At 38.3% G+C, this 7,938-nt stretch carries 9 protein-coding genes; 8 read left to right on the forward strand and 1 reads right to left on the reverse strand.

Annotated features, from left to right (window positions below):
* A partial coding sequence (locus tag QMD21_02185) for an endonuclease V (GenBank protein MDI6855580.1) occupies positions 1-837 on the forward strand: 837 nt, incomplete at its 5' end.
* On the opposite strand, the gene QMD21_02190 is transcribed toward QMD21_02185, so the two are convergent.
* Complete coding sequence (locus tag QMD21_02190) at positions 830-1,339, reverse strand: DUF367 family protein (GenBank protein ID MDI6855581.1); 510 nt, start codon at positions 1,337-1,339, stop codon at positions 830-832. The genes QMD21_02185 and QMD21_02190 overlap by 8 nt on opposite strands.
* A 59-nt stretch (positions 1,340-1,398) precedes the next feature.
* On the opposite strand from QMD21_02190, the gene QMD21_02195 reads away from it, so the two are divergent.
* From QMD21_02195 to QMD21_02225, 7 genes are all read left to right on the forward strand, one after another.
* On the forward strand, positions 1,399-1,821 hold the full coding sequence (locus tag QMD21_02195) for a hypothetical protein (GenBank protein MDI6855582.1): 423 nt from the start codon (positions 1,399-1,401) through the stop codon (positions 1,819-1,821).
* A gap of 254 nt (positions 1,822-2,075) precedes the next feature.
* Positions 2,076-3,326 carry a Glu/Leu/Phe/Val dehydrogenase gene (locus QMD21_02200; protein MDI6855583.1) on the forward strand — a complete coding sequence of 417 codons (1,251 nt, stop codon included), beginning with the start codon at positions 2,076-2,078 and terminating at the stop codon, positions 3,324-3,326.
* A gap of 45 nt (positions 3,327-3,371) precedes the next feature.
* Positions 3,372-4,193 (forward strand): sulfide/dihydroorotate dehydrogenase-like FAD/NAD-binding protein, encoded by an 822-nt coding sequence (locus QMD21_02205; GenBank protein ID MDI6855584.1) that lies wholly within the window; start codon positions 3,372-3,374, stop codon positions 4,191-4,193.
* Position 4,194: 1 nt separating this feature from the next.
* Positions 4,195-5,577 (forward strand): NADPH-dependent glutamate synthase, encoded by a 1,383-nt coding sequence (gene gltA, locus QMD21_02210; GenBank protein ID MDI6855585.1) that lies wholly within the window; start codon positions 4,195-4,197, stop codon positions 5,575-5,577.
* 79 nt (positions 5,578-5,656) lie between these two features.
* Positions 5,657-6,022: a nucleotidyltransferase domain-containing protein gene (locus tag QMD21_02215; protein MDI6855586.1), complete on the forward strand. Its 366-nt coding sequence runs from the start codon at positions 5,657-5,659 to the stop codon at positions 6,020-6,022.
* Complete coding sequence (locus QMD21_02220; GenBank protein ID MDI6855587.1) at positions 6,019-6,408, forward strand: DUF86 domain-containing protein; 390 nt, start codon at positions 6,019-6,021, stop codon at positions 6,406-6,408. Before QMD21_02215 ends, QMD21_02220 begins: the two co-directional genes overlap by 4 nt.
* Before the next feature lie 143 nt (positions 6,409-6,551).
* On the forward strand, positions 6,552-7,938 hold a 1,387-nt coding region (locus QMD21_02225), incomplete at its 3' end, for a CoB--CoM heterodisulfide reductase iron-sulfur subunit A family protein (GenBank protein ID MDI6855588.1).

Here is a 7,938-nt window from a genome sequence, read left to right on the forward strand (position 1 = left end):
AGAATACTTAACGAAAATCCTAAGCCTATTATAATACCATGTCATAGAGTGGTGCATCAGAGTGGCGAACTTGGCGGTTATAAGTTTGGAGTCGATAAAAAAGCCTCGTTGCTCAGAAGCGAAGGCATTAAAATAGAAAATTACAAAATAAAAAACTTTAGAGAAATAATTTTTAGAAATTTCAAAACAAGTTACCCCCTGAAAAAGCTAAGAGCTTTGCAAAAAAAGCTTGCGCGCAGAGTAATATTAGAAGATAGATTTAAAAAATTAGATGTTATAGGCGGGGTAGATGTGAGTTATTATAATAATTCTGGTACTGCTGCCTGCGCTACTTTTGATTACAGAACTAAAAAAATTTTGGGAGTCAGAATAGTCAAGAAAAAAGTTAATTTCCCATATATTCCAACTTATCTTGCGTTTAGAGAGCTTCCTGCAATAAAAGAGGTTGTGAACAAGTTAATAAAAAAGCCTGATATTTTAATGATAGACGGCAATGGAATACTTCATCCTTTAGGTATAGGGATAGCAAGTCATGTGGGAGTTGTTATGAATATTCCAACCATTGGTGTAGCTAAAACTCTGCTCTGCGGAAAGGTTGAAAGAATGCCTTTGAAAGTAGGTGAAAGCTCTAAAATATTCTATAAAAAGAGGGTCGTTGGCTTCTGCTTAAAAAGCGCTACTTATGCAAAACCGATTTACGTATCTCCGGGCAACAAAGTTTCTTTAGCAACAGCTCTAAAAATTGTAAGGCATTTCTCTATTTCAAGAATCCCAGAGCCTTTAAGACTTGCAGATAGTATGGGCAGAAAGATAAGACTCACTATGAAAATTAAGTGATAAATTTTTTCTGCACTTCTATAATCTCTTTACTAGTTAATGTTTTACTGTACTCTTCTAACGGCTGTTTGTTAAGTTCTAAAAATTCCTCGCCCCAAGTGTAAATTTTTAAAATTTTATCAGCTTCCTGTTTATAGCCTAAAATATACAAACAAGCTGCAAAAGCCTCAAGAGTGGTTAGTTTCGCAGGCTTGCCGTAATTTACAGGATTGCTTGCAAGCAAATAAGGCAGAGCCCTTCTTTTCATGCGCTTGCCAAACTTTTCAAATGTTTTCTCAGCCTTTTCCCAAGAGCAGTCGAGTGCTACGAGACCATGCTTTTTTATAGAGAGCAGATCTTCTTTTGAGAAAGCTCTCTCTGCAGTAGGGTCTAGAAGAACAGCGTTTGAAGGCAAGTATTTAGGGCTTTTTATTAATTCTGCATATCCGAATCTAGCAAGTTTTAGTGCAGTGCATTTTCTAGGGTCGCATTGCGGTGTTCGATAGATAATCAAATTGACCATTCCTCTCTAAATCTACAACACCAATATTTATATCTATTCTTTTTACTATATCTCATTTTGTGATCCGACTACCGAGCTCTTTCAGCGCACAAACTCTCGCTCCTTTATTAAGAGAATCTCTTGAGGAGCTAAAATTTAAGTTTGAGCGCGAGCAGATTCAAAAGCATTACACTCAAATAATGGTGCTCGTTCCACTACCCAAATTTGCATATACTTTTAGATTCGTAATTAAAGAGCCTTCTGAGTTTATCATAGACCTTTACGACGCTAAAATAACGCATTCAGGAATGGTTCATTTCATAGAGCTAGAGAATGTTAGAAGAGAAAATATTGCTAATATAAGGCTTGTGCTCAGTAACCTTACAACTAAACTACCTCGCAAGCCTTGGGAATTTACTTTAGCGCAAAAATTTCAAATTGGTTTTCTAGCGCCTGAAATTATAACAGCAAGATCAAAATGGAGAAAGTTAGGCATTGAGTAGTAAGATATAATTAAAAACCAAACTAGAAAACGCAAAGAAAAGAGCTGCTTATATAGGTAGTGCTACAGACCATTACCAAGGGATCTAAGACCGGAATAGAAAATATTTATAGCTTCGTTAATCGTAAAAATTGAGGATTTTGCGTCAAAACTATAAAATTTGAGAATATTTAACTATTATCTATCATCTCGTGCTAACCCGGCTCCGGAAAAATATTTCTTATGTAAAAACTATCTCCTTTATCGGCTGAGATTATGGCTGAAGAAGCAAACCCATTTGAAGTAGCGCAAAAGCAACTTGATATCTGTGCTAAGAACTTAGGATTAGATCCACAGGTGCATGCTATTCTAAGAGAGCCTATGCGGATAATACAGGTGAGCATACCTGTAAGGATGGATAACGGTAAAGTAAAAGTATTTCAGGGATTTAGAGTGCAGTATAACGATGCCCGAGGACCTTGCAAAGGCGGTATAAGGTATCATCCAGCAGAGACTATTGATACTGTAAAAGCGCTCGCCGCATGGATGACTTGGAAATGCGCCATCGTTGATATACCATACGGTGGCGGAAAAGGTGGTGTTATATGCAATCCCAAAGAAATGTCTCAGGGTGAGCTAGAAAGATTAAGCAGGGGCTATATCAGAGCTATTAGCTCATTTATAGGGCCTGAGAAAGACATTCCAGCGCCTGATGTTTATACAAATCCCCAGGTAATGGCTTGGATGATGGACGAATTCAGCAAGCTCAAAGGCTATAATGTACCAGGAATGATCACAGGCAAGCCAATACCGCTTGGCGGCTCAGCAGGAAGAGGTGATGCAACTGCACGCGGTGGAATGTATATTTTAAAAGAGGCTGCTAAGCATTTAGGTCTGGATTTGAAAAAAGCAACTGTAGCCATTCAAGGTTATGGTAACGCAGGCCAGTTCGCTGCTAAGCTTGTTACTGAGCTTTTCGGCTCTAAAATAGTTGCTATAAGCGATTCCAAAGGTGGCATTTACAGTGAGAAAGGTTTGGACTGGAGAGCAGTTCTTGAGCATAAGGAAAAGACAAAAAGCGTTATTGGCTTTAAAGAAACTAAGACAATATCTAATGAAGAGCTTCTTGAGCTGAAAGTAGACGTGCTTATCCCCGCAGCGCTTGAAAATGTTATTACAGAGAAGAATGCAGCACGAATAAAAGCAAAAATACTATTAGAGCTTGCAAACGGTCCTACAACTCCAGAAGCAGATAAAATTCTATACAAGAACAAAATATTCGTTGTCCCAGACTTTCTTGCAAACGCAGGTGGCGTAACTGTATCTTATTTTGAATGGGTTCAAAATACTTATGGTTATTATTGGGAAGAGCAAGAAGTTCATGACAAACTTGAGAAGAAGATGGTAAAAGCTTTCAGAGATGTTCTGGAAATGGCTGAAAAGCACAAAGTAGATAATAGAACTGCTGCTTATATGGTTTCTGTGAACAGAGTTGCGGAAGCTATGAAGCTTAGAGGATGGGTATAGAAAAATCAGAAATTACTATAAACTTCCAATAATATTCTATTTTATATGGCTAGAACAATCAAAAAAGAACAGCTTGCTACTAACACTAAATTATTTGATTTAGAAGCTCCGCTGATTGCAAAGAAATGCTTACCCGGGCAGTTTGTGATTTTGAGAATTGATGAGCAGGGTGAGCGCATTCCACTTACAATTGCAGATTACAATAGAGAAAACGGAATTATTACAATTGTTGTTCAAGAGGTTGGTAAGAGTACCTATCAGCTTGGTAAATTAGAAGTTGGCGATGAAATATTAGATCTTATTGGGCCTCTCGGCAACCCTTCTGAGATTGAAAATTTTGGTACTGTGATTTGTGTTGGAGGTGGCGTCGGCATAGCGCCTATCTATCCAATTGCAAGAGCGCTAAAAGAAAAAGGCAATCGAATAATTTCAATAATCGGCGCGAGAAGTAAAGATTTACTGTTCTGGGAGCAAAAGGTGAAAGAAGTTAGCGATGAGCTCCTTATCACAACTGATGATGGTAGCTATAGGAGAAAAGGTGTTGTCACAGAGCCTCTGAAAGAAATATTAGAGCGTGAAAAAATTGATAGAGTAATAGCTATAGGCCCTCCTATAATGATGAAATTCGTTGCTAAAACTACTCAGCCTTTTAAAGTAAAAACTATCGTTTCGCTGAATCCGATTATGGTCGATGGTACTGGCATGTGCGGTGCTTGCAGATGCAGTGTGGGCGGTAAAACAAAATTCGCATGCGTTGACGGCCCTGAGTTTGATGCTCATCTAGTAGACTTTGATTTGCTAATGAATAGATTAAAAGTTTATCTTGACGAGGAGAAGAACGCGCTAGAAAGATATCAAGGTAAGTAAAATGGCAAAAGTTATACCTAGAACTAAAATGCCTGAGCAAGAGCCTAAAGAAAGAATAAAAAATTTTAATGAAGTTGCACTTGGGTATGATAACGAGCTTGCAGTCTTAGAAGCGACCAGATGCTTGCAGTGTAAAAAGCCAGAATGCGTAAAAGGCTGTCCTGTAGAAATAGATATCCCGGGATTTATCAAGTTAATAAAAGATAAAGATTTTCAAGGAGCAATAGACAAGCTAAAAGAAAAAAATGCTCTTCCTGCTATCTGCGGTAGGGTATGTCCTCAAGAAACGCAATGCGAAGAGCTCTGTGTACTTGGTAAAAAATTTGAGCCTGTAGCTATAGGTAGATTAGAGCGGTTTGCTGCAGACTGGGAGCGTGCTAAAGGAATAAAAGAGCCCGTGATCACAAAAAAGACAAATAAAAGAATTGCAGTTATAGGCTCTGGTCCTGCAGGCTTAACCTGCGCTGCAGAACTAGCTAAACTCGGCCATTCAGTAACGATATTCGAATCTCTTCACAAAACAGGCGGGGTATTAAGGTATGGAATACCTGAATTTAGATTACCTAAAGCAGTTGTAGATGCGGAAGTAGACTATGTGAAGAAATTGGGTGTTGAGATTCAAACTAATATGGTTGTTGGAAAGTCAATTTCTGTGGACGAGCTTTTGCAAGAATTTGATGCTATTTTTATCGGTACAGGTGCAGGCCTGCCTATGTTTCTGGGTATAGAAGGCGAGAATCTTAGCTGCATCTATTCTGCGAACGAGTTCCTTACAAGAGTTAACTTAATGAGTGCTTATAAATTCCCGGAATACGACACGCCTGTAAAGGTAGGTAAGAGGGTAGCGGTTATAGGTGCAGGCAATGTAGCTATGGACAGCGCAAGATGCGCACTTAGAATGGGTGCAGAATATGTTTGGATAGTTTATAGGCGTAGTGAAGAAGAGATGCCTGCACGTAAAGAAGAAGTGCTTAGAGCAAAAGAAGAAGGTGTTAGGTTTATGCTGCTTACTAACCCTGTAAAATTCTACGGCGATGCTCAAGGTAGAGTGAAGAAAATGGAATGCATCCAGATGAAGCTTGGAGAGCCTGACGAGTCAGGAAGAAAAAGGCCTATCCCGATCGAAGGCTCTAATTTTATAATGGAAATAGATACTGTTGTTATTGCAATAGGGCAGAGCCCTAATCCCTTAATACCAAGAACTACAAAAGGTCTTGAGCTTGGAAAACATGGTAATATTGTTACTGATGAAAACGGGAGGACAAGCAGAGAGAAAATTTTTGCAGGCGGCGATATCGTTACAGGCGCTGCAACTGTTATCTCGGCGATGGGCGCAGGTAAGAAAGCAGCAAGAGCTATTGACGAGTATCTAAAAAAGAAATAACTCAACATTAGTCTCGGTAGCAAAATTATTTAAATTACAACTGACATATTTACAATAAGCAACCAATCGGGTAATAAATATGAGAAAGGGGATAACCGTTCTTGTAAAAGACATAAAAAAACATCCAAAAGTTGCAGGAATAATCTTATTTGGCTCGTATGCAAAGAAGAAATTGAAACCTCTTTCTGATATAGACATAGCTGTCATAGTGAAAAACCCAGATAAAACTGTAGAAGCCGACATAGCAAGTTTCTCTTCAAATGTTTTTGATGTTGTAAATTTCCATAAATTACCGCTATATATACAGTTTGAAGTATTGAAGCACGGGAAGACACTTTTCATTAGAGATGAGAAATTTTTTTCGGAAATAAGAAGAGAAGTGTTAAGAGATTATTTGGAAATGTCCTATTTGTATGAAAGAATGAGCAAGAAGATATTAGCATGATAAGATTAGCTTCAGCAATATCACGAATAGAAAAACATAAAAGAAAAGCAAAAGAACTTAGCAAGCAAGATTTATCCAATTATTTGGTTTTTAGTGCACTCGCAATGGAATGCTTTCAGGCAGTTAATGCAACAATAGATTTAGGAGAGCTGATCGTTTCTGAAAAAAGACTAGGATATCCGTCTAAATACAGAGAGATATTTGAATTCTTATATAACGAGAAAATAATAGGCAACAAGACTCTAGAAAATATTAAGAGACTTATATTTTTGAGAAATTTAATTTCACACGAATATTACACAATCACAGAGAGAGAATTAAAGGAGATGGCAAATCTTTTAGATTGTTTAGATGAATTAATGAAAAAGGCTAAAGGCTTCAGGTAGAATTGGGACTTCGGCTTTAAGCAATACTCTTGGCTCGTAAAGAAAAAGCGTGATAAAAAAGCGGTTTGACGAACGCTTAAGAAGAAGAAAATTGATAATTTTATAGATGAATATTTTCTATTAACAAAAAACAATGAGAAAAAATGGCTGAGTCAAAACCAAGGATCGGCGTATATATCTGCGAATGCGGTATCAATATTGCTAGTACTGTTGATGTGCCTAAGGTTGTAGAAGAGCTTGGGAAATTAGAAAATGTAGCTGCTGCTAAATACTACAAATACATGTGCTCAGAGCCGGGACAAGAGCTTATAAAAAAAGATATTAAAGAATTAAAGTTAGATAGAGTTGTAGTGGCTTCCTGCTCACCGCGCATGCACGAGCCTACTTTTAGAAATGCATGTGAAGAAGCAGGCTTAAATCAATATTGTTTTGAAATGGCTAATATTAGAGAGCACTGCTCTTGGGTTCATCAAGATAAAGAAAGAGCTACTGAGAAAGCGTTGGCACTCGTAAAAGCAGCGATAGCTAGAGCTTCTTTATTAGAGCTGCTCCAGAAAAAAGAAGTACCAGTTATACCAAAAGCGCTTGTGCTTGGTGGCGGTGTAGCAGGTATTCAAGCAGCTTTAGATTTAGGAGATAAAGGATTTAAAACTTATTTAGTAGAATCTTCGCCCAGCATAGGTGGTAGGATGGCTCAGCTAGATAAAACATTCCCCACTTTAGACTGCTCTGCTTGCATACTCACACCTAAAATGGTAGAAGTTGCAAGGAATGAGAATATAGAGCTAATAACTTATGCTGAGCTCGTTGATGTCCAGGGCTATATTGGTAATTTCAAAGTTAAAGTCAGAAAGAGACCACGTTATATCGACGAGAATAGATGTGTAGGCTGCGGCGAATGTGCAAATGCATGTAGGCTCAAAGATAGAATCCCTAACGAGTTTGATCTCGGTCTTGGTAAGAGGGGCGCGGTCTACATACCGTTCCCGCAGGCAGTGCCTTTAAAATATGTAATTGATCCTGAGCATTGTTTATATCTTACAAAAGGCAAGTGCGGTAAAGAGCTTTTGTGCAAAAAAGCCTGTCCTGCAAACGCTATAAACTTCGATCAAAAAGAGGAAATTATTGAATTGGAAGTAGGTACAATACTGGTAGCTACAGGCTATGATACACTTGATCCCAAGTTAAGACCAGAATACGGTTATAACGGTAAAAACGTTATTACTGGGCTAGAATTTGAAAGACTCTGTAACGCTTCTGGGCCTACTAAAGGCGAGATTACAGTTAACGGTAAAAAACCAAAGAATGTAGTTTTCATACAATGCGTGGGCTCGCGCGAGAAAGATGGTAATCAATACTGCTCAAGAGTGTGCTGTATGTACACTGCAAAGCAGGCGCATTTAGTCAGGGAAAAACTGCCTGGAGCAAATGTAACGATTTTTTATACTGATGTTAGAGCCTTCGGGAAAGGTTTTGAGGAATTTTATACAAGAGTACAAGCTGAAGGGGTTACGTACAAACGGCGTGAGC

The sequence above is a fragment of the Candidatus Thermoplasmatota archaeon genome, assembly GCA_030018475.1.
Lineage (GTDB): Archaea > Thermoplasmatota > JASEFT01 > JASEFT01 > JASEFT01 > JASEFT01.